Genomic DNA, 23,549 nt, shown 5'->3' on the forward strand with positions numbered 1-23,549 from the left:
TTATGGCTTCTTATAGAAAAGGGTGGAAATACAATGACAGAACGATTCGTACTACGTAATGTGAAACGTATGAACGGGGAAGAGATTGACATTGTAGTTGAAAATAATAAAATCGCACAGGTGACGAAAGCTGGCGCTGGCGAAGGTGGAAAGGTTCTTGATTACTCAGGTACTTACGTATCGAGTGGCTGGATTGATTTGCACGTTCATGCTTTTCCAGAGTTTGATCCGTACGGCGATGAGGTAGATGACATTGGTGTTAAGCAAGGGGTAACGACAATTGTTGATGCAGGTAGCTGCGGTGCTGATCGCATTGCAGATTTAGTATTAAGTAGAGAGCAGGCAAAGACGAATTTATTTGCCTTTTTAAATATTTCTCGCATCGGTTTGAAACGAATTGATGAATTATCCAATATGGAATGGATAGATAAAGAGAAAGTAATAGAAGCAGTAGAAAAGTATAAAGATGTAATCGTTGGGTTAAAAGCGAGAATGAGTAAAAGTGTCGTGTGTGACAGCGGAATTGAACCGCTACATGTGGCGCGCTCTTTATCTCGCGAAACATCATTGCCGATTATGGTACATATCGGTTCAGCGCCTCCACGTATAGAGGAGGTTGTACCTCTTTTAGAAAAAGATGATGTAATTACACATTACTTAAACGGGAAAGAAAATAATTTATTTGATGAAGAAGGCAAACCGCTACCTGTGTTGTTAGATGCAGTGAATCGCGGCGTGCATTTAGATGTTGGTCACGGTAATGCTAGTTTTTCTTTTAAAGTAGCAGAAGCAGCAAAGCGTCACGGTATAGCCCTTAATACAATTAGTACAGATATTTACCGGAAGAATCGTATACACGGTCCAGTTTATAGTATGGCTAACGTTCTTTCGAAATTCCTTTACTTAGGGTATCCGCTAGAAGAGGTAATTGATGCGGTTACGAAAAACGCGGCGGAGTGGCTGAAGAAACCAGAGCTTGGTCGTATTCAAGAAGGCGATATAGCAAACTTAACTTTGTTTACGGTTAAAGATGAACCGATTACGTTAATTGATTCAGAAGGGGATCAGCGCATTGCTGAAAGAAGAATTGATACAAAAGGGGTTGTAATTAATGGGTCATTCATTGAATGCTAAGTATGGATTAAAAAGAGTTATTAATGCGAGCGGTAGAATGAGTATTCTAGGTGTATCTGCTCCTACAGATACGGTAATGGATGCGATGAAGCATGGTGGACAAAATTATGTAGAAATTGCAGATTTAGTAGATAAAGCAGGAGACCATATTGCTAGCATTTTAGATTCAGAGGCAGCAGTCGTTGTAAATTCAGCGTCGAGCGGAATCGCACTTTCTATCGCAGCAATTGTGACAGAAGGAAATCGTCGTAAAAGTGAAAGACTTCATCAAGAAGTAATCGCGAAAAACGAAGTAATTATGCTGAAAGGTCATAACGTTCAATACGGTGCTCCTGTTGAAACGATGGTGTATTTAGGCGGAGGTAAGTTAGTTGAAGTCGGTTACGCAAATGAAGGGAAAGCAGAGCATATTGAAGATGCAATCGGTGAAAATACAGCAGCGATTCTTTATGTGAAATCCCATCATGCAGTGCAAAAAAATATGATTTCTGTTGAAGAAGCGTGGGAAGTAGCGCAGCGAAATAACATCCCACTTATCGTCGATGCGGCAGCTGAAGAAGATATTCAAAAATATGTGAAGTATTCAGACCTTGCCATTTATAGCGGTTCAAAGGCAATTGAAGGACCTACTTCCGGTATTGTCGGCGGTAAACGAAAATATATTGAATGGCTGAAAGTGCAATTACATTGCATCGGAAGAAGTATGAAAGTTGGGAAAGAGACGACTTTCGGCTTACTTCAAGCACTTGATGAGTACGGAGTAAAAGAAGATAAGAGTGAGCAAGAAAAAGAGTTATTACAAGTACTTATGCCGCTAAAAGAATTAAATGGCGTAAATATAACGATCGTTCAAGATGAAGCAGGAAGAGCAATCTTTAGAGCACGTATTCATATTAACGAGAAAGAGTTAAATAAATCGGCAAAAGACGTTGTGACTGAATTACGCGACGGGGAAATTGCAATTTACACACGTGATTACGGAGTAAGACAAGGATTCTTTGATATCGATCCACGTCCACTTCAAGGCGATGATATACATGTGATTGAAGAAAAAATGAGAGAAATTGTAGGGGGACACTAAAATGACAAACATTCAAAAACGTTTTTATAAAGGCCGCGTAGCATTAAATGTATTAGCGAACAATACCCGAAATGCGAAAGACATTTTTGAAGCAGCAGAAGGTTATGTAGTAGTCGGTGTGTTATCAAAAGATTATCCGACAGTAGAAGAGGCAGTAACTGCGATGAAAGCATACGGAAAAGAAATTGATGAAGCTGTATCAATTGGACTTGGAGCTGGAGATAATCGCCAAGCGGCAGTTGTAGCTGAAATTGCGAAGCATTATCCTGGTAGTCATATTAATCAAGTGTTCCCTTCAGTTGGAGCGACACGTGCAAACCTTGGCGGAAAAGATAGCTGGATTAATAGTTTAGTATCACCAACAGGAAAAGTAGGTTACGTAAATATTTCTACTGGTCCAATTAGTGCAGCTGGGGAAGAAAAAGCAATCGTTCCAATTAAAACAGCGATCGCACTTGTACGTGATATGGGCGGAAATTCATTGAAATACTTCCCAATGAAAGGCCTAGCTCATGAAGAAGAATATCGCGCTGTTGCGAAAGCTTGTGCAGAAGAAGGGTTCGCATTAGAGCCAACAGGCGGAATTGATAAAGAAAACTTTGAAACAATTGTACGTATTGCATTAGAAGCAAACGTAGAGCAAGTTATCCCGCACGTGTATTCTTCTATTATTGATAAAGAAACTGGCAATACGAAAACAGAAGATGTTCGTGAATTATTAGCAGTCGTGAAGAAGCTAGTTGATCAATATGCGTAAGAAAATTGCAGCATTTGGCGAAGTGATGATGCGCCTGCAAGTACCAGGATATGAATTGTTGTCGCAGGCTAACACGTTAAATTACTCATTTTCTGGTACAGGTGTGAACGTTGCAGCGGCACTTTCTCATCTAGGGCATGAAGGATTTCTTGTTTCAACTTTACCGGAGAATTCAGTTGGAGATGCTGCGGTATCGCACATTCAAAAACTAGGGATTCAAGCACCGTTTATTTCAAGAGGCGGTAAATATGTTGGCATGTACTTTTTAGAAAATGGATTTGGCGCACGGGCAAGCCGCGTTACATATTCAAATCGATTAGAAAGCAGCTTCAATACGGCATGTGAAGAAATGTATCAATTTGAAGAAATCGCAAAGGAAATTGATATCGTTCATTTTTGCGGAATTACACTCGCGATGAATGATACTGTGCGTCATCATATGAAATCTTTAGCGAAAGCAGTTAAAGAAAGCGGAGGCACTGTTGTTTTTGATTGCAACTATCGTCCATCGCTGTGGGGAGAAGACGGATATGAACAGGCGAAGCCACATTATGAAGAAATGCTGTACCTTGCTGATATCGTTATGATGAACGAAAAAGATGCAATGTTCGTTCTTGGAATGAAAACTGAAGAGACGGAGCGAGAAGCACAACTGATGGATCTCATTCCAAAGGTCGCTGAAATGTATCATATCGCTACAATCGCTGGTACACATCGCTCTATTAATAGCGATAATACACATTCACTTCGCGGATTTATATGTAAAGATGGAGCGTTCACTTTTGCAAAAACACTTACGTTTTCTGTATATGATAGAATAGGTGCTGGAGATGCTTATACGAGCGGGATTATTCATGGCGAGATAGAAGAGTTTGCACCAGAGAAAGCTGTTTCATTTGCGTCAGCAGCTGGAATGCTTGCACATACAATCGTCGGTGATACGCCAATGTCATCAGAGAAAGATATACTTCGGGCAATGACGGCATCAGTAGGTGATGTAGAAAGGTAGTGGGTGTAACGGTGAACGTAACGAGGAAAAAAGGACCATTATATTTACAAATAAAAAATATTATTCGTGATCGAATATTGCATGGTGTATATGCGATTCATACGAATATTCCTTCCGAACCACAGTTAGAAGAAGAGTTCAAAGTGAGTAAAATTACAGTGCGAAATGCGATTAAAGAACTCGCTCAAGAAGGATATTTGGAAAAGAAAAGCGGTAAAGGAACAAAAGTCATCCGTAATACTTCTGCGACAAAACTGTCAAAGGGTAAGAAATTTACAGAAGTGTTAGTGGAAGAAGGATATAAAGTACAAAAGAAATTGCTAAAAGCAGAAGTCGTTCATAATGAAGAAGGAACAGTGCCTTTTCGGTTATTTGGTAAGGAGAGTTTTCGGATTGAACGTTTATATGCGTTAAATGATGCGCCATATATTCATTACACGCACTATTTCTCATCGAAAATGGCAAGTACAGACTTATCGGACTTTGACTTACAATCGCTTTACGATTTAGTCGAAGACCGAGGTATACATTTAGAAAACTTTAGAGATGAATTCGCTGTTGGACTTGCGCCTAGTTTCGTTGCAGAAGCGTTAGGCGAAAAAGAGGGGACAGCGCTATTAAAACGTATGCGCTATTCTTACGATGAAGTTGGCGAAGTAATTGAATATAGCGAAGGCTACTACAATACGGAAATGCAGCATTACGTTGTCAATTATGATGTGTAAAAAGTGAAGAGGGACCAATTCCCTCTTTTTTTGTAAAAAAATTTCATATCGAAGGGGAATGGGATATGGATATATACTTATTAATCGTCACGTTAATTGCGATCGCAATTGTTATTTTAGGGGTATCATGGTGGAAATGGCATGCGTTTATTAGTTTAACAGTTGCTAGTCTATTTTTAGCTATTATGTCTGGGTTGAACTTGACCAAAATTGTTACTGCCTATGAAACTGGTGTTGGTAGTGTACTAGGGCATTTAGTTGGTATTTTGGCTCTCGGAACAATTTTAGGGAAAATGATGTCTGATTCAGGAGCTGGCATGCAAGTAGCAGATTTCTTCATTCGATTCTTCGGGGTGAAAAAATTACCTTGGGCAATGTTATTCGCCGGATTTGTTATAGGAATTCCAGTATTTTTTGAAGTGGGGATCGTCATTTTATTACCACTCGTTATCTCAATTCGAAAAACGACGAAGCAAAACATATTATTAATTGCTTTACCTGTCATTGCTGGATTATCTATTGTACATGGGCTAGTGCCTCCGCATCCAGGTGCGATGACTGCAATCGGCATTTATAATGCGAATTTAGGGAAGGTATTATTGTATTCATTAATTATCGCATTACCAACAGCTATTATTGCAGGACCGGTATTTGCAAGGTGGGTACATAAGAGGGTTATACCTGAAAATGAACCGGAGCTTGTTCGAGTTACGACAGTATCAACTGATTTACCGAGTCGTAAAGTTTCATTTTTTATTATTTTACTGCCAGTAGTTTTAATGATTTTATCAGTAGTCGCACCATATAGTTCATTACCGAAAAAAATGACGGAATTTTTAATCTTTATTGGAAGCCCAGTAATTGCTTTACTCATTTCATGTTTCGCAGCATTTTATTTATTAGGTATACGACAAGGTATTGATAAAAAGATGATTAAAAAATTAACAGATGAAAGTTTATTACCTGTCGGTTCCATTATTTTAATAATCGGTGCAGGTGGTGGATTTAAACAAATATTAATTGAAAGTGGTGTCGGCACAGCTATTGCGCAAATGGCAGAACATATATCTTTATCACCAATTGTATTAGCTTTTATGGTAGCTGGTTTAATTCGAATAGCGACTGGATCAGCTACAGTAGCATTAACGACAGCAGCAGGAATTGTTTCACCGGTTATTCAGCACATGTCTGGTGTGAATTTAGAATTGCTCGTTATAGCAACAGGGGCAGGATCATTAATGTTTTCTCATGTAAATGATGCAGGCTTCTGGCTTGTAAAAGAGTATTTAGGATTAACGGTAAAGGAAACATTTAAAACGTGGACGGTGTTGGAGACATTGTTATCATTTATTGCATTCGGCTTTGCGCTTTTACTTAATATGTTTGTTTAAAAGAAGGGGGTGCCTATTTTAAGGTATCCTCTTTTTGTATTGGGGCTCTTTTCATGAAACAAGCCCGTTTTTAGGAAGGCCAAGCTTCCGATTTGCCCTGAAAACATAATATAAATGGAATCCCCTCATTTAGAGCAAGACGATCTTGTTATGAATGATACTAAAGGAGGAATAGAGTAATGGGCGAAAAGTGTGAACACAGACATGATGATTGTGACCGCAGACGTGGGTGCGGAGGCGGTTTTGCGCTTCTAATCGTATTGTTTATTTTATTAATTATCATCGGTGCTAGCTGCTTCGGTGGCGGTGGCGGTTGTGGTTATGGTGGTTACGGCGGTTATGGCGGCGGTTATGGCGGCGGTTATGGTGGATATTGCTGCTAATTATTAAAAACTATTGGAAATGGCCTTGTGCGTATTGCACAAGGCCATTTTATTCATATCTTGATATGCTGTGATAATTTATTGATGTAAAGAGAACGGATTAAGAAGAAGAAAATAATCTCGATAATCCCGAATAACGTAAGTATAATCACTAATTCTTTTAATACAGAGAAAGAAAACACGCTTTGTAAAAACTGAATCGCAAATATTGTATGAATACCAGCAACGATATAAGGAATGAAAAATAAAATCCCTAATTGAATCGTTGCAGAACGAAACATTTCTGATTCTGTTAAGCCGAGTTTTGTAATCGTAATGTACTTTTGTTTTTCAGTCGTTAAGTCGTTATACATACGGAAATATAGAACACTAGCTGCCCCGATAAAGAAAATAAAGCCGAGAAATGTCCAAATAAAGAAAGTAGCAATTGAATTTCCTTTACTGTAGTTTAGATCATCAGTCGCTGTATAAATATTAAATGGTGGATGAGAATCAGGTTCCGCATCTTTGTGTGCCTCATAGAAGCTATCTGTATCATTCTTAATATGTTTTAATATATTTTTCGTCGGAGTAATTGCATTTTCCCAGTTTTCCACGAAGTAGTTATAAACTATAGTCGTTTCAATATGAGGAATCATATTATTAAATACATAGTCTTGTACAACAATTAAATCTGGGAATGCGAAGGCTGGTTGGATCCCTTTATTAATAAATCCTTTAATATGAAATTCTTTTTTATTTGATCCGAGTGTAATTGTATTTTGCTTTGCAAATGGGTTTGATATAAGATTTAAGAGTTCTGGCGAGTAACGAGAAATAATATAAACTTGTGTAGAATCAAGAGTTATTTCTGGTCTCTTTAATTGTTTCGCAAGTGTGTTATAGTCACTCATTTTCATAAGGGTAATGTCTTCTTTTAAAGCTGTATCTTTTAACACTGTAAACTTATGCTTATTGTATTGAAAATTGGCATTTGTAAGCTCCGTTTCAATTGTAGTAATGTGCTTTTGTTCAAGTGAATTTCCACCTTTAGACATATATGTGAAGGGGAAAGGATATCGTTCTAATATCGATGCTTTCGTATTATTATTAGCAGCAAATAGCGCAATAATAATTGTAAATGCAAGTGCTGACAACATAGAAACGATAAAAAGCACATTAATATTACTACGAGTACGGCTAGCTAAATCTGAAATCCATAACATGTTTATTTGTTTCATATAAAACTTTCTCCGCTTTTTTAAAATAAAGATAAAGAGGAGAAATGTTTGTGAAAAGAATAAATATGTTCCGACTACTACGAGTGGCAAAATAGATAATATGATAAAGAATACAGATCCATTTTGTGCATTTGTTTCTGTTACGTAGCTTTTGGGAAATCCTGCAATATAATAGCACAGCCCTAAACAAATTAAGGCAAACAATGAAATGAGTATAGACGGTCTTTTTTCGTTTTTTTCATTTTTATTATTTTTAATTAACCGAGTTGTTTTACGGGTACGAATGAACAGCGGTGTAAACGTAGATACGATGAGAAATAAAATAATAAAAGTTACTGTTGTAACGATGATTGCTTGTGTAGGCCAATATAAATATAGACCTTCAGCGCCAGTTAGCTTAGAAGTAACTAATAAGAAAAAATTAGAAAACACAAGACCACCTTGAATACCTGCAAAGATAGCGAGCATTCCAATTATCATATTTTCAGTAAACAAAAGCCATTTTAATTGTTTTTGAGATATACCGAGAACAGTTAAAATACCAAATTGTTGTTTTCGTACATTTAAAAATGTCCCGATAGAATATAAGAGAAAGAAGAACGAGAACAACACGATAACAAACTGTGCCATTCCGGCTAAGTTCATGAGCGGATCTTGTTCATGCAATTTATTCATAATTTGTAACCGCGGATGATACGCGTATACAGTAAATGAAAAGAAAACCATGATAGAAAAAGCACTACTTACAAAGTAAGCGAAATATGCTTTCGAATTACGCGAGACATTTTTGAATGCAAATTGCCAAAATGTCATCCACGTCTTCCTCCTAATAATGCTAAAACATCTAATATTTCTTGATAAAATTTCTCACGGTACAATCCGCGGTGTAGTTCATTGTAAAGTTCGCCATCTTTAATGAAAATAACACGGTTACAATAACTCGCTGCAAACGGATCGTGCGTAACCATTAAAATTGTTGCATCTTCTTCTTTGTTTAACTTCGTAAATAGCTCCATTACATCAATTGCGGCTTTAGAATCTAAGTTTCCAGTCGGTTCATCAGCTAGTAAAAGAGACGGATGATGAATAACGGCACGTGCTACTGCAGTACGCTGTGCTTGTCCACCTGACACTTCAAAAATACGCTTATTTAAAATTTGATCGATTCCTAGCTTTTTTGAGATATTATCAAGCTTCTCATCCATTTCTTTCAAAGGAACATTATCTAACGTTAAAGGTAGTACAATATTTTCACCGATTGTTAACGTATCGAGTAGGTTAAAGTTTTGGAAAACAAATCCTAATTCTTGGCGACGGAAAATCGCTAATTTTTCTCTACGGAATGTATGTGGTTGTTTTCCATTAATCACGACCTCTCCAGAAGTAGGAGAATCAATTGTAGAAATAACGTTTAAAAACGTAGATTTACCACTTCCAGACGGCCCCATGATCGCAACGAATTCGCCTTTATCTACGTGTAAATTTATATTTTTTAAAGCGGTATGAGGGACTTTCCCTTCATACACTTTTGAGACGTTTTTGATGTGTAATACTTCTTCCATAATAATCACCTTTCTATTTTTCAAAACTTAATGTGTTGTGATAATTTTTGCATATAAAAGGAACGAATTAAAAGGAAAAATAGAATTTCAACTGTTCCAAAAATCATAAGTACGACTGTAATCTCAGCGAAGAATGAGAGATTTAATACTTCTTGTAGCATCTTTGTCGCAAACATCGTATGGATCGATGCCATAATGTATGGGACGAAGAATAAAATAGCAAGTTGAATAGTCGCTGAACGTTTCATTTCAGCTGCTGTTAAACCAATTTTTGTAATCGTTACATACTTTTCTTGCTCATTTGTTAAATCTGTATACATTCGGAAATAAAGAACACTGCCCGCACCGATAAAGAAAATAACGCCAAGAAAAGTTCCGATTAAGAAGAATGAAGCGACATTTAATTTTGCTTTATATAGAGAATCACTCGCTTCACTTGCGTGGAAAGGAGGATGCTCTGCTTTGATCGCTTCACTTTCATTATAAATTTTTGTTGTAAATGCCGAACCGATGTTATGTGCTTTTTCCCAATCGTAAACTTTAAAGCTATATACACTCATTTGTTTTGAAACGGTGGATAATGCTTCTACATTTTCATCAGATAGTATGAGCAATTGATATATTAAGCGATTTGGGAATGGGTTATAACCTTTATATTCTTTCACTTGTAGTTGTAAATTGTTTTGAGTAAGTGTAAGAGTATTTTTCTTTTCTGGATTATGAAGTGTTCCAATAACCTGATCATCTAAGTCTTTCATAAGAATATAAGATTCATTCTTATTCACCGTGAGCGTTTCCCAATTTAAAGCCTTAGCAAGTACATTATAATCACTTTGTTTAATTGCGTAATAGAGCTGCGTGTTATCTTCAGCTGAAGATACTTCATATATATCCGTTTTAAATTTCTTATAAGTAAAGTGCTCTTCATTAAATTTTTGCTCTAACCAGTTTAAATGTTCATCAGCTAATGTGTTTTCAGTATGTGATAAATACGTAAACGGGAAAGGGTTTTTCCTAATTTCATCAAACTTTGTAAACTTCCCGAACCCATATAAAAATGTAATCATTGTAAAAGCAAGCGTCGATAGCATCGCCACAATAAAGAGCATATTAATATTCGTTCGAATGCGCGTTGCTAAATCAGAAATCCAAAGCATATTAATTCGTTTCATATAAAACTTTCTTCGCGTTTTTAATATACGAATGAGTAAAAAACTAATTTGTGAAAAGAAAAAATATGTCCCAGCTGCAATAAGTGATGGAATGATAAATATACTAGAGACGATATACAACAGCCCAATGATGTCACCTAGCGACATAAAATACAGCGGATTTGCGGCTAACGCATATCCAGATATTAAACATATCGCACCAAATAAAGAAACGAGTACGGATGCTTTTCTTTCTTTTTGTTGTTTTCCTGATTTTAAAAGTCGTACAGCTTTTCTCGTACGGATTAGCATCGGTGTAAAGGACGATACGAGAATAAAGAGACCGAGAAAGGTTAGCGTTGTTAAAATAATAGCACTAGTCGGCCAATATAAATATAAACCAGGTACATGTGTAATTTTGGCGGTAACTAATAAAAAGAACTGTGAAAAGACAAGTCCGAGTTGAATGCCAAAAAATATAGAAAGAATACCAATTAACATATTTTCTAAAAAAACGAGCCTTTTTAATTGTTTTTGAGATATGCCAAGTACTGTTAAAATTCCGAACTGTTTTTTTCGTACTTTTAAAAACGTACCAATCGAATATAGTAAAAAGAAAAATGAAAAGAACGCAATGACAACCTCTGAAATTGTCATTAATATGTTCAAAGAATAATTAACGTCTGTCATATGCAATTTCGGATGAAATAAATAAACTGCAAATGAGAAAAAAATTGCAATGGAGAACGCACTGCTTACAAAATAGGCGAAATAAGCTCTGGCGTTCCGTGTGACGTTTTTAAATGCAAACTGCCAAAATGTCATTCACCTGGACCTCCTAATAGAGTTAACGTGAAAGGAGTACGGGGAGAGGTTCCCTCATACTCTTTTCATAAAGCTCACCTTTTTATTATTTAAAACTTAATATGTTGCGATAACTTTTGCATATAAAGTGAACGAATTAATAGGAAAAAGATAATCTCAACCGTTCCAAAAATCACAAGTACAACCGTAATTTCAGCAAACAACGACAAATTTATAACATCTTGTAGCATCTTTGTCGCGAACATCGTATGAATGGAAGCCATAATGTATGGAACAAAAAATAAGATGCCAAGTTGAATGGTCGCTGAGCGCTTCATTTCTGATTCTGTTAAGCCAATCTTTGTAATCGTTACATACTTTTCTTGTTCGGTTGTTAAATCTGTATACATACGGAAGTATAGTACACTGCCAGCACCAATAAAGAAAATAATCCCAAGGAATGTACCAATGAGGAAGTAGGAAGCACTTCCGGATTTGATTCTGTATAGGGAATTACCCGCTTCGAAAACACGAACTAGCGCTCCTTCGTGCTCAACACTCGCACGGTCTTTATCAACTCGTTTTACAAACTCATCAGCAATTGCATATGTATTTTCCCAGTTCTCTACATTGTAATTATAGGCTGTTATATGTTTTGTGTTATTTGGTAAATTGTTAACGACAGCATCAGATAATACTAACGTTTCATATGCGAAAGAAGCAGGGAGTGGATTATCTATTTCGAACCCTTTTACTTGTAGCTTATAATTTGTGTTAGCTAGTGTAATATGTGTTCTAGTGTAATTTTGATCGAATGCACTAAACAATGGGAAATATGCGGCTCCAGGTAATATGTATGTTTCATTGTCATTCATAAATAGTTGTTTTAATTGTACTGACGTAGCAAGTTTATTATAGTCACTTTGTTTTATGGCATATATGTCATAATAAATTTCCGTACCGCTTTCCGCTTTTAAAGGTGTAGCATATAAATCTACTTTGGTTTTTTTATAAGCGAATTTTCCATCTTTTAATTGCTCTTCCAGCCAATTTAAGTGCTGGGAAGTAAATGGATTCTCATCATATGAGAAATAAGAAAATGCGAATGATGAATTTCGTTCAACATCAAGTTTTGCAAATTTCCCGAAGCTATATAAAAATGTAATCATCGTAAAAGCAAGCGTAGATAACATTGCTACAATGAAAAGCATATTAATATTCGTTCGAATGCGACTTGATAAGTCAGAAATCCAAAGCATATTAATACGGCGCATATAAAATTTCCGTCTCTTTTTCAAAATATGAATGAGCAAGAAACTAATTTGTGAAAAGAAAAAATATGTTCCAATTGAAACGAGTGCCGGAATGACAAAAATACTTGAAAGCATATAGGTCATCCCTATTTGGGGGCTTAATGAGGCGAAATATGTTGAATTACCAGCTAAAGCGTAGCCGCCTAATAAACATATAGCGCCAAATAGTGAAACCAGTATGGATGGCTTTCGTTCTTTTTGCTTCCCGCCATTTGCTTTTAAAAGGTGCACTGATTTTTTCGTTCGAATGAGCATCGGTGTAAATGTAGATACAACGATAAAAAGGCCAAGAAAAACAATTGTTGTTAAAATGAAAGCACTCGTAGGCAAATATAAATATATCCCTGGTAGGTGTGTGATTTTGGCTGTAACTAATAAGAAAAACTGTGAAAATACAAAACCAAACTGCATGCCGAAAAAGATAGATAAAATACCGATTAACATATTTTCCATAAAAACGAGACGGTGTAATTGTTTTCTGGATATTCCTAAAACGGTCAAAACGCCGAATTGTTTTTTACGTACTTTTAAAAACGATCCGATTGAATATAGTAAAAAGAAGAAAGAGAACAATACAATGACAACTTCTGAAAAAATCATTAATCCTGAAACTTCAGAGATCATACTGAAATTTTGTAATTTCGGATGAAATAAATAAACAGCAAACGAAAAGAAAACAGCAATTGAAAAGGCACTGCTTAAAAAGTAGGCAAAATAAGCTCTCGAGTTGCGAGTTACATTTTTAAATGCAAATTGCCAAAATGTCATAATATGTGCCTCCCGTTAGAAGGCCAATATGTAGTTTTATTGCAAAAAATGTATGAGAGTAAGTTCTCATACATTTTGCTAGCATATGTTACGATCATGCTTCGGTCACCTTCTTCGTATTTTCTGCTTGATTATTTGCAGCGTTGTGGAAGATGATTTTAATCGTCGTGCCTTTACCAACTTCAGAGTCTAGTTTCACAGAATGGCCTAAATAATCACAAATTTTACTTACGATATAAAGCCCCATACCAGTGGATTCCCCGAATGTACGACCATTTTTCCCGGTGTAAAATGGTTCAAATACTCTTCGAACATCTTCTTGTGGAATACCGACGCCTTCGTCACGAACTTCTAAAATAATATCTTTTCCATTTCGATAAGCAGATAAGAAAACTTTCTTTCCACGTTCACCAGAATAACGAACAGCATTTGTCATTAACTGGTAGATGATGAATTTTAGCCATTTCGCATCAGAAGCAACTTTTAAATCAGAATGAACTTCTAAAACGGGGAAGACGCCATTACGAATGAATAGTTCTTTTAATCCGTTAATATTTTTTGTTACAGTATCTTTTAATGAAATCGTCTCAACATGGAAGTCTTCATGGAAGTTATTTAACCTTGCCATGTATAAAGCCATATCGAGTCCTTGATTTAGTCGCTCTAATTCTTTTTTAAATTTCGGGATTAAATGTTCATCTTCCATTTCAAGAACCATAAGTTGCATGACAGAAACCGGCGTTTTCATTTGATGCACCCAATGGTTAATAAACAATTGGTGTTCTTGCTGTTTTACTTCAAATGTTTGTAGGTCTTTTTGGAATAGACGATATTGCGTACGAACGAGCTCGTTTACACCGTGGGGCATAGGAGCAGTCGCTCTTTCAATAAACGCATCTTCCATTTTCTCTGGTGGTTCACTTAATCTGTGGTACATTCTACGGTTACGAACGTAACGATAAGCGAGGAAACAGATGAATAAGTATAAGCTTAAAACGATGAAGTAAAACTTATTATTTTGAAATCCGTCTACTGCATCATAAAGAACGAAAATGATTCCGAAGTTTAATACATATAGTAGGAAAAATGCAAAATGATCACGTAAAAATAGCTTCATGCTTATTCACTCCAAGTTGCGTTAAAACGATACCCAAGTCCACGTACTGTTTCAATAGCATTTTCAATACCAAGCTCATTGAACTTTTTACGAAGACGCGTGATGTTTACGTTTAATGTATTTTCCTCAACGAAGCTTTCATCGTCCCAAAGAGCGGCTAGTAGGTCTTCACGACTCGCTGTACGAGGGAATTTAGATAATAACATTTCCGCTAAAATTGCCTCTTTCTTCGTTAAAAGAACTTGTTCAGATCCGAAGTGAATTTCTGGACGTTCTGGGAAGAGTTTTAGTCCTTCAACTTCAACGATACGCTCAGAAATATTTGGTGCATAATCACCGTAAATGCGGCGTAATTGCCCTTTAATTTTCGCCATTACAACGTCGTAGTGGAACGGTTTCGTAATGTAATCATCTGCACCACTTTCAATCGCCATAATTTGCTCCATTTCACCAGCACGAGCTGAAATGAAAATAATTGGACAAGTAGATTCATGACGAATTTGACGGCACCAGTAGAAACCATCGAATTTCGGTAAGTTTACATCAAGTAAAACAAGATGTGGTTTCACAGCGTTAAACGATTCCATAATATCATCGAAATTCTCCGCTACAACAGCTTCATAACCGTACTTTTGAATGTGAGATTGCAGTAATGATGAAATATTTGGATCGTCTTCAACGATTAAAATTTTATACATATGTATATTCCTCCTAAAAAACAATTGTAGCTATAGTGTACCATGTGTTTCTCGTCTTTTCATTATGTTGAAATATAAGCTAGTAAACAGTATAGGTCAAAAGTGGAAAAAGTAAAAAGGGCTGCATATATAATTGACAATTAACTAAAATCATTTTAACATTTAGATAAATATCTAAATGTCTAATTATCGAAAGGAAGAAAGACATTGAATCAAGCATTCAAAGCATTAGCAGATCCAACAAGGCGAAAGATTTTAGATTTATTAAAAGAAGGCGATTTAACCGCTGGGGAAATTGCTGAACAATTCAATATGACGAAGCCAAGTATTTCTCATCATTTAAGTGCACTTAAAAATGCTGAACTCATTCAAGATGAAAAGAAAGGACAATTCGTTGTGTATTCTTTGAACACAACTGTATTTCAAGATTTATTGACCTGGGTGTTTACGTTTACGAATAAGGGGGAGGAGAGCAAATGAAAAAGCATCTTGTCGCAATTATATTAATTTTTATAGCTGGTCTAGCTTGGGCATATGCATGGCCGAATTTACCTGACACAATGGCAATTCATTGGGGAACTGAAGGTGTAAATGGTTATGCTTCCAAGTTTCATGCAATGCTGTTGCTACTTGGAATTATGATTTTCACCTATGTTTTATTAACAGTTACTCCTAAAATTGATCCTAAGAAAAAGAATTACGATAAATTTTCTAGAAGTTATACGATAATGAATTATAGCGTATTAGTAGTATTATTTTTAGTAAACATGCTCGTAATTGGGGTAGGATTAGGTTACGAAATTCCGATGAATAGTACACCGTATATTCTTGTTGGCCTTTTATTTATAGTCATCGGCAACTATTTACCACAATGTAAACCAAATTACTTTGTAGGTATAAAAACACCGTGGACGTTAAGTAACGAAGAAGTGTGGAGAAAGACGCACCGTTTTAGCGGAAAGGTGTTTGTTGTATTAGGGGTTATTATGATTTTAAGTATTTTTGCACCGGCAGCATGGAAATCTTTCTTGGTGATTGGAATTATTATTGGGGCAGTAGGACTAACGATGGGGTATTCTTATGTTGCTTATAAGAAAGAGATAGGCGCTTAATAGAAAAATATAAAATTTATGGTGGGTGGAGTGATATTAATATATACCTTCATATCAGCAATAAAAGCATATGTTATTTATAACAAAGAACTAGCATAGAACGAGTGAATTAAAAACAGGGGAGTGCAGGAAAGATAAAGAAGCATCTTTTTGCAATTATGTTAATTTTTACAACTTGTGTAGCGTGGGCATTTGCTTGGCCTCATTTGCCGGATACAATCGCGACACATTGGAGTGGTGGTAAGGTAGATGGCTATTCTTCTAAACTTTACGGAATGATTTCTATGGTTGGAATTATGATTGCGTTATATGTATTTCTAAATGTGATACCAAAGATTGATCCAAGGAAAGCAAATTATGAGAAATTTTCTAAAGCTTTTATGATGATGAATAACGGGATACTATTGCTACTATTTGTAGGGAATATGGATATTATTACAAGTGGATTAGGATATAACTTATTCATTAATCGGGTTCCTGAATTATTAGTTGGTGTTTTATTTTTAGTGATGGGTAATTATTTACCACAGTGTAAGCCTAACTTTTTCGTTGGGATGCGTAATCCGTGGACGTTAAGCAATGAAGAAGTATGGCGGAAAACGCATCGATTTAGCGGAAAAGTATTTGTGGTTTTAGGAATTATTATGATTATAAGTGTTTTCACTCCAGCTGATTGGAGATCTTATATGATGCTCGGGATTATAGTATTCGCTGTTATCATAACGAATTTATATTCTTACGTTTTATATAAAAAAGAAATGCAATTGTGAGTAATAAGCGATTGAATTACACTAATCAAATTTTATAGTTCTAGTTTTTATATGTTAAGAGATTATTTTAATACTCAGTGGAGATAACAAAGGCTCCCTGAGTAAATTTTCGTTTTTTAGTCTGAAAATTCAGTTAAAAAGACGGTTTGGGGGAAGTCACATGTTAGAAATTGTGAATTTCAGCAAGACATACAAAGGTGGTAAGAAAGCAGTAGATCATTTAAATATTACTGTTCAAGCAGGAGATATCTTTGGATTTATTGGACATAACGGTGCGGGGAAAAGTACAACAATTAAGTCGTTAGTAGGAGTTATAGATTTTGAAGAGGGTGAAATTTTTGTTGATGGACATTCAGTGAAAAAAGATCCGATTGCATGTAAGAGAGTAATGGCGTATATTCCTGATAATCCAGACTTATATGAGCAATTAACAGGAATTCAATATTTAAACTTTGTTGCGGATGTTTTTAAGGTGTCTGCAAAAGATCGGGAAAAGCAGATACAAAAGTACGGAGATGCCTTTGAGATTACACCGCACTTGGGAGATTTAATATCTTCTTATTCACATGGTATGAAACAAAAAGTGGCGATTATATCAGCGGTTTTGCATAAACCGAAATTATTAGTTTTAGATGAACCTTTCGTTGGTCTTGATCCAAAGGCTGCTGTAGTATTGAAAGGTATTATGAAGGAGCTTTGTGAAAAGGGAAGTGCGATTTTCTTTTCTACTCATGTTTTAGATGTGGCGGAGAAGTTATGTAATAAAATAGCGATGATTAATAGAGGGAAATTAGCACTTTCAGGGGAAGTGAATTCTTTAATAAAGGAAGGCTCATTGGAAGAGCTCTTTATGAAGGAGCTTGCTAATGAATACTAATAGTTTAGGTCTTTTGAAAATCCGTTTGATAACGCAGCTCGGTTTAAACACTTTTAAATACGAAAAAGATAAGAAAAAGAGGCAGAATAAGATTTTACTTTCAGCAGCTATTGCACTAGTTTGTGTCATGTTAATGTTGTATTGCGGAACCTCGGCATATGGATTGGTGAAACTAGGAATGAGCGAAATTATTCCAGTTTATGCACTAGTTATTAGCAGTATATTAACGTTGTTTTTCACTATATTTAAGGCAAATGGCGAAATTTTTGCTTTTAAGGACTATGATTTTTTAATGTCATTACCGATTCGTGTAAGTACTGTTATTGCAAGTAGATTTTTGTATTTATACTTGCTGAATACGATCTTTTCAATCATAATTATGCTACCAATGGGAGTTGTGTATTGCATACATGAGAATCCATCAGTTTCTTTTTACTTTATGTGGTTCATCAGTATGTTTATAGCATCTTTAATCCCAACAACAATAGCAGCGATTTTTGGAGCTGGGATTACGGCAATCGCTTCTAAATTTAAAAATACGAATAAAATAACTACGATTTTAAGTTTTATAGTAATTATTACATTTGGTTTCTTTATGATAAAAAACGGAAATGCTCAATATAGCCTTAATGATATGAACGGGATTGGTGCAATTGTTTCAGAGCAATTAACGAAAGTGTATCCATTAGCTAACATGTTTCAAAAGGCAATTGTTCATGCTGATATTGTAGCTTTTATCCTGTTTGTTGGGATATCAGTTATTTGGTATTATCTTTTTGTAAAAATACTTTCGCTAAAATATAAGCAAATAAACACAAGAATCTCCACTTATCACATGCTTTCAAATTATGAGATTAATAGTATGAGAAAAGAAAGTGTATTGGTTGCATTGTATAAAAAAGAGATGAAGCGTTTCTTTTCTTCTACAGTGTATGTCATAAATAGTGGAATGGGAGTCGTGATGGCGATAGCTTTCTCGCTGGCTATAGTTGTAGTAGGGCCAAGTCAATTGATAGCGTATCCTGGAATTGAGGATATTTTGCAAAAGATTGCGCCATTTGCTATTGCAGCAGCGATTTCGATGACGTGTACAACATGTGTGTCATTGTCTTTAGAAGGAAAAAATGTATGGATTATTAAGTCACTGCCTATAGCGCCAAAGATGATTTATGACAGTAAAATACTTATGAATCTTTCATTGAGTGTACCTGCATCACTTATTAGTGCCGTATTACTGATAATAGGGTTAAAACTAGATATTTGGAGTTCTCTTTTAATCGTAATAACACCAATAACATATTCATTCTTTTCGGCAGTATGGGGGATTTTTGTTAATAATCGATTTGGGTATTATGATTGGGTATCAGAAACGCAAGTAGTAAAACAAAGTGTAGGATCGTTTGTTGGTATGTTTGGTGGCTTAATTGTGGCTGTTATACCTGCCTTGCTAATTGGTACCGCTACTATCTCGAACTACAGAGTATTTACTTTTTTAGTTGTTATAGTGCTTGTGATTATTACTATTTTCTTGTATAAGAACGAGTCGAGAAGAAGTATAAAATAAAGTGAAACTTTAATCAGTGGGGGCCATCCCCCACTGATTATTAGGCTTCACCAATCGGGCGTTTACGGGATAAAAAGCTGCTTTTCCTTTAAAGAGGAAGAGCAGCTTCTTTATTTTGAAAAAGTTTAGACCTTTATATTACTTTTTAAAACAGGTATCCATATCTCGCTTCTGAAATTCGGCGATGATACGTCTTTACTTTCATTCCACAATATTTCCGGTCCTTCCGCTAGTTCGTAGTCCGAAGAAGGGAACCATTCGGAATAAATACGTCCCCACACATTTTGTAATGCATCAGGAAATGGACCGACAGCTTCAAATATAGCCCATGTTGAAGCAGCGACTTCAAGTTGTTTGAATTGCTCTGGACAATCTTTCGTTGTGGCTACTCCAATATAATGATCGAGTTCGCCTTTTTCCTCCATTCTTCCTTCAGAAAAGTTAGTAGATGCACTAATGATTCCATCGGGTTCCACATTTGAAAGCATCTTTAATGTTTGAATGGACTGTGGGTTTAAACTTTTCCACATAGAAGCAATTTCTTCATTTACACCATTGAAAACGATTGGTACTCGTTTTGTAATACCTATAATTCGAAATGAGTCTTTTTCTTCAATTCGATAGTGCATTTCATTTCCCCCTTGAATAGATAATTGGAAGGTCATTGGTGAATAAGCTTTCAAAAAATGACTAGTACTTCGAGCTTCTGAAGGCGTTATGCCATGCAAATTTTGAAATGCACGTGCAAATGAATCTGGTGAATTGTAGCCATATTTTATAGCAACATCAATGACTTTTATATTGCTGTTTTTTAGTTCAAAGGCAGCGAGAGTAAGACGTCTACAGCGAATATAATCTGACAGTGATATGCCAGCTAGAAATGAAAACATCCTTTTAAAGTGATACTCGGAGCAGAGTGCTAGCCTCACAACTTCTTTAAAATCAATTTCATTAGTAAGGTTATCTTCAATATAGTGCATTGCTGCATTCATATTTTTAAGTGAATCCATATTATGACCTCCTCTGTACATAGAATAGCAGGAACGAAATAGCTCCATCCGACATTTCGTGCACAACTTTGTAGGTAGCTTTTTCACCTTACAAAAATGTAATGTTTCTGTAAGGAGAATGAATGGATGGTATGATATCCCAATGTTATAGTAACAAAGTACTTTAGCTCATTAGGTTAAATTTTGATTTCTCCGCTTATGTGCCTTACATAACTGTCATGTTTGTGTAAGAAACATCGATAGTGGCAAGAGTAGAGAGTGTATATAGTTGAAAATAGAGAATAGAAGAAATGAGGGATGTCGAGATGAAAACAGTGTTAGAAGCAAAAAATATTGAAAAAGTATATGACACAGGTGGGAATAAATTTGCAGCTTTAAAAGGTATTAACTTACAAGTAAAAGAAGGTGAGTTCGTTGGAATTATGGGACCTTCTGGTTCGGGTAAGACGACTCTTTTAAATGTTCTTTCTACAATTGATAATGCGACGAACGGTGAAATTTTAATTGATGGAAAAGATATCGTGAAGATGAATGATGATAAGCTGGCGTTGTTCCGCCGTGATCATTTAGGTTTCATTTTCCAAGATTATAACTTATTAGATACGTTAACGGTGAAAGAAAATATTGCGTTACCTCTTGCGTTGTCAAAGGTGAAAGCGAGTGAGATTGATCGCCGCGTTCTTGAAATATCAAAGAAATTCGGTATTGATCATATTTTAAGTCAGTTCCCATATCAAGTATCCGGTGGACAGAAGCAGCGCTGTGCGGCATCACGTGCAATTGTTACAAATCCGAGTATGATTTTCGGGGACGAGCCAACTGGAGCGCTTGATTCTAAATCTGCAACAGATTTACTTGAAAGTATGAAGTCGTTAAATGAATATGATAACTCAACAATTTTAATGGTAACGCACGATGCATTTGCGGCAAGTTATTGTAAACGAGTTGTTTTCATTAAAGATGGTGAGTTATATAAAGAATTACACCGCGGTGAATCAACGCGTAAACAGTTCTTCCAAAAAGTCGTGGATGTGATGTCTTCCATTTCTGGAGGTATGGCTGATGACCTTATCTAGCATTGCCCTCCGCAACATACAGCGGAACTTTAAAGACTACTTTGTATATTTTGCATCTATGATATTTAGTATTGTAATTTACTTTACATTTAAAGCACTGCAGTACAATTCACAAATGGAAAAAGCTGCGGAAGCTTCTAAAAAAATTAGTGGAGCGTTCCAAGTTTCCAGTGTGATGCTTATCATTTTCGTAGCAGTGTTCATTATATATTCGAACGGTTTCTTTACACGGAAGCGTAAAAAAGAAGTTGGACTGTATTCGTTACTCGGTATTCGTAAAAAACAAATCGGTAAAATGCTCTTTTATGAAAATATGTTAATGGGATTAATGTCTTTAATTATCGGGATTGCAATCGGTAGCGTTCTTTCAAAATTATTCCTTGAGTTATTAGTAAGTATGATGGGACTAAACTTAAATGTTCATTTTGAAGTACCGATGGCTGCGATTATTGATACAGCAATTATTTTCTTTGTGATTATTTTATATACATCACTTCAAGGATATCGTTTAATTTATCGTTTTAAGTTAATTGAACTTTTCCGCGCAGAACGTGAAGGAGAAGCAATGCCAAAAGGATCTGTCATTATGGCATTAATTTCAGTTTTCTTAATCGGTTCAGGTTATTTCTTAGCATTAATGTACATGAAAGCAGTTATGTATGCAGACTTTATGGTCGTTGCATTATACATTTTATTAGCGACAGTAGCAGGGACTTATTTATTATTCATGTTCTTCACAGTATTTGTATTGAAACGTGCAAGAAATAATAAGTCAGCGTTTTATAACGGTATGAATATGGTAACGACATCACAGTTACTATATCGTATTAAAGGAAACGCGAAATCACTTGCGACAATTGCTATTTTAAGTGCAGTAACATTAACGGCGGTTGGTACGTCAGTTACGATGTATTACAATACATTCACGCAATCAAAAGTAGCTGCACCATATAGTTATTCTTATGAGAAAAAAGATGAAGCATTAGATAAAAAAGTAAATGAAATACTTGCTGGAGAGAAGAAGAATCATCCAGTGACATATGAAGCAGAAGTTGAAATGATTCCTGTGAAAGGAACATTTAAAGGTGAAAGAGCGGATCAAGTTCTGAACACACACTATAATGTTACGAAGCAGTACGAGCTTATTTCTCAATCAAACTTTAATGCACTTGCGAAACATTTAGATGTAGAACCTGTAAATTTAAGTACGAATGAAGCTTTTGTATACGATAGCTTATATATTGAAAAGCTTGATTTTGGTCCTCTTTACACAGGAAATACAGCTGTATTCCCTGTTGGAAATGAATCAAAAGAGTTAAAGATTAAAGGCGTAAATAGTAGAAGTGTTACAAACTTAAATGAACTATTTGTAATCGTTCCGGATCAAACATATGAGCAAGCGAAACAAGTAAACGAAACGCGCATTGTAAAAAATATTGATGTAAAAGGTGAGCGAAATAGTAAAGAGTTAACAGCGAAATTAGCAGGTGTTATGCCAGCTAGTGAATCAGAAGTTTTAAAGCCATTTGAAGATTTCTATACAGGATTCCAAATGGGGCTTGAAACGACAGGGTTAATGATGTTCATCGGACTGTTTTTAGGATTAGTATTCCTATTAGCGACAGGCTCAATCATTTACTTCAAGCAGCTTACAGAAGCAAGTGCTGACCGTGATCGTTACGTTGTCCTTCATAAAGTTGGTGTAACGAAGCAAGAGATGAAGAAAGCTATCGCAAAACAAGTGAGCTTTATCTTCGCTATTCCGTTAGTAATCGGTATTTTACACAGCTTATTTGCACTAAAAGGATTAGCAAATATATTACCATTTGAAATTATGATCCCGCTTCTAATTAGTATCGGAGTATATGGTGTCATTTATATCGGATATTACTTCTTAACAGTTCGTTCTTATTATAAGATTGTGAGCGCGAAGTAATAGATGGTAGCTGTAAGTAAATAAGAATTATAAAATAGTGATTCACCTGATTTTTTAGTCAGGTGAATCACTATTTTTTGTTTTGATAAGC

The 23,549-nt window shown here is 35.7% G+C and carries 21 protein-coding genes; 14 read left to right on the forward strand and 7 right to left on the reverse strand.

Going from position 1 to position 23,549, the window contains the following annotated elements:
* Positions 1 to 33: 33 nt before the first annotated feature.
* The 7 genes from CDB3_RS26270 (at position 34) to CDB3_RS33170 (ending at position 6,480) form a co-directional block, all read left to right on the forward strand.
* Positions 34 to 1,134: an amidohydrolase/deacetylase family metallohydrolase gene (locus CDB3_RS26270; protein ID WP_128856492.1), complete on the forward strand. Its 1,101-nt coding sequence runs from the start codon at positions 34 to 36 to the stop codon at positions 1,132 to 1,134.
* Positions 1,112 to 2,215 carry a DgaE family pyridoxal phosphate-dependent ammonia lyase gene (locus CDB3_RS26275; RefSeq protein WP_128856494.1) on the forward strand — a complete coding sequence of 368 codons (1,104 nt, stop codon included), beginning with the start codon at positions 1,112 to 1,114 and terminating at the stop codon, positions 2,213 to 2,215. Before CDB3_RS26270 ends, CDB3_RS26275 begins: the two co-directional genes overlap by 23 nt.
* Position 2,216: 1 nt before the next feature.
* Positions 2,217 to 2,972: a 2-dehydro-3-deoxy-phosphogluconate aldolase gene (gene dagF / locus CDB3_RS26280; protein WP_128856495.1), complete on the forward strand. Its 756-nt coding sequence runs from the start codon at positions 2,217 to 2,219 to the stop codon at positions 2,970 to 2,972.
* On the forward strand, positions 2,965 to 3,981 hold the full coding sequence (locus CDB3_RS26285) for a sugar kinase (RefSeq protein WP_128856497.1): 1,017 nt from the start codon (positions 2,965 to 2,967) through the stop codon (positions 3,979 to 3,981). The genes dagF and CDB3_RS26285 overlap by 8 nt, the downstream gene beginning before the upstream one ends.
* A complete protein-coding gene (locus CDB3_RS26290; protein ID WP_128856498.1) occupies positions 3,981 to 4,706 on the forward strand; it encodes a GntR family transcriptional regulator in 726 nt (241 codons plus the stop codon). Before CDB3_RS26285 ends, CDB3_RS26290 begins: the two co-directional genes overlap by 1 nt.
* Before the next feature lie 65 nt (positions 4,707 to 4,771).
* Positions 4,772 to 6,097, forward strand: a complete 1,326-nt coding sequence (gene gntP / locus CDB3_RS26295) for a gluconate permease GntP (RefSeq protein WP_128856499.1) — start codon at positions 4,772 to 4,774, stop codon at positions 6,095 to 6,097.
* Between the two features lie 179 nt (positions 6,098 to 6,276).
* Complete coding sequence (locus CDB3_RS33170; RefSeq protein WP_128856500.1) at positions 6,277 to 6,480, forward strand: YjcZ family sporulation protein; 204 nt, start codon at positions 6,277 to 6,279, stop codon at positions 6,478 to 6,480.
* 53 nt (positions 6,481 to 6,533) lie between these two features.
* Here CDB3_RS33170 and CDB3_RS26305 read toward each other — a convergent pair whose 3' ends face one another.
* The 6 genes from CDB3_RS26305 to CDB3_RS26330 form a co-directional block, all read right to left on the reverse strand.
* Positions 6,534 to 8,513, reverse strand: a complete 1,980-nt coding sequence (locus CDB3_RS26305; RefSeq protein ID WP_128856502.1) for an FtsX-like permease family protein — start codon at positions 8,511 to 8,513, stop codon at positions 6,534 to 6,536.
* Positions 8,510 to 9,262 (reverse strand): ABC transporter ATP-binding protein, encoded by a 753-nt coding sequence (locus tag CDB3_RS26310; RefSeq protein ID WP_128856503.1) that lies wholly within the window; start codon positions 9,260 to 9,262, stop codon positions 8,510 to 8,512. The genes CDB3_RS26305 and CDB3_RS26310 overlap by 4 nt, the downstream gene beginning before the upstream one ends.
* Positions 9,263 to 9,282: 20 nt before the next feature.
* The gene (locus tag CDB3_RS26315; RefSeq protein WP_128856504.1) at positions 9,283 to 11,238 is read right to left on the reverse strand and encodes an FtsX-like permease family protein; all 1,956 of its coding nucleotides are present in this window, start codon (positions 11,236 to 11,238) and stop codon (positions 9,283 to 9,285) included.
* Positions 11,239 to 11,327: 89 nt separating this feature from the next.
* The gene (locus tag CDB3_RS26320) at positions 11,328 to 13,298 is read right to left on the reverse strand and encodes an FtsX-like permease family protein (protein WP_128856505.1); all 1,971 of its coding nucleotides are present in this window, start codon (positions 13,296 to 13,298) and stop codon (positions 11,328 to 11,330) included.
* A 94-nt stretch (positions 13,299 to 13,392) separates the two neighbouring features.
* Entirely contained in the window at positions 13,393 to 14,415 is a 1,023-nt protein-coding gene (locus CDB3_RS26325; RefSeq protein ID WP_128856506.1) for a sensor histidine kinase, read from the reverse strand.
* 2 nt (positions 14,416 to 14,417) lie between these two features.
* On the reverse strand, positions 14,418 to 15,113 hold the full coding sequence (locus CDB3_RS26330) for a response regulator transcription factor (RefSeq protein WP_000276737.1): 696 nt from the start codon (positions 15,111 to 15,113) through the stop codon (positions 14,418 to 14,420).
* Between the two features lie 207 nt (positions 15,114 to 15,320).
* On the opposite strand from CDB3_RS26330, the gene CDB3_RS26335 reads away from it, so the two are divergent.
* From CDB3_RS26335 to CDB3_RS26355, 5 genes are all read left to right on the forward strand, one after another.
* The gene (locus CDB3_RS26335) at positions 15,321 to 15,593 is read left to right on the forward strand and encodes an autorepressor SdpR family transcription factor (protein ID WP_128856507.1); all 273 of its coding nucleotides are present in this window, start codon (positions 15,321 to 15,323) and stop codon (positions 15,591 to 15,593) included.
* On the forward strand, positions 15,590 to 16,225 hold the full coding sequence (locus CDB3_RS26340; protein ID WP_128856508.1) for an SdpI family protein: 636 nt from the start codon (positions 15,590 to 15,592) through the stop codon (positions 16,223 to 16,225). The genes CDB3_RS26335 and CDB3_RS26340 overlap by 4 nt, the downstream gene beginning before the upstream one ends.
* Positions 16,226 to 16,359: 134 nt before the next feature.
* Positions 16,360 to 16,995, forward strand: coding sequence for an SdpI family protein (locus CDB3_RS26345; protein ID WP_128856509.1), 636 nt, complete (start codon positions 16,360 to 16,362; stop codon positions 16,993 to 16,995).
* 160 nt (positions 16,996 to 17,155) lie between these two features.
* Positions 17,156 to 17,872 (forward strand): ABC transporter ATP-binding protein, encoded by a 717-nt coding sequence (locus CDB3_RS26350; protein WP_097829540.1) that lies wholly within the window; start codon positions 17,156 to 17,158, stop codon positions 17,870 to 17,872.
* Positions 17,862 to 19,436, forward strand: coding sequence for a permease (locus CDB3_RS26355; RefSeq protein WP_128856510.1), 1,575 nt, complete (start codon positions 17,862 to 17,864; stop codon positions 19,434 to 19,436). The genes CDB3_RS26350 and CDB3_RS26355 overlap by 11 nt, the downstream gene beginning before the upstream one ends.
* Before the next feature lie 125 nt (positions 19,437 to 19,561).
* Here CDB3_RS26355 and CDB3_RS26360 read toward each other — a convergent pair whose 3' ends face one another.
* Positions 19,562 to 20,446, reverse strand: coding sequence for an AraC family transcriptional regulator (locus CDB3_RS26360; RefSeq protein ID WP_128856511.1), 885 nt, complete (start codon positions 20,444 to 20,446; stop codon positions 19,562 to 19,564).
* Positions 20,447 to 20,751: 305 nt separating this feature from the next.
* Here CDB3_RS26360 and CDB3_RS26365 point away from each other — a divergent pair, with 305 nt between their 5' ends.
* Positions 20,752 to 21,522, forward strand: coding sequence for an ABC transporter ATP-binding protein (locus CDB3_RS26365; protein ID WP_128856512.1), 771 nt, complete (start codon positions 20,752 to 20,754; stop codon positions 21,520 to 21,522).
* Complete coding sequence (locus CDB3_RS26370) at positions 21,509 to 23,458, forward strand: ABC transporter permease (protein ID WP_128856513.1); 1,950 nt, start codon at positions 21,509 to 21,511, stop codon at positions 23,456 to 23,458. Before CDB3_RS26365 ends, CDB3_RS26370 begins: the two co-directional genes overlap by 14 nt.
* Positions 23,459 to 23,549: the final 91 nt, after the last annotated feature.

It is taken from the genome of Bacillus sp. CDB3 (assembly GCF_002081505.1).
GTDB lineage: Bacteria > Bacillota > Bacilli > Bacillales > Bacillaceae_G > Bacillus_A > Bacillus_A cereus_AT.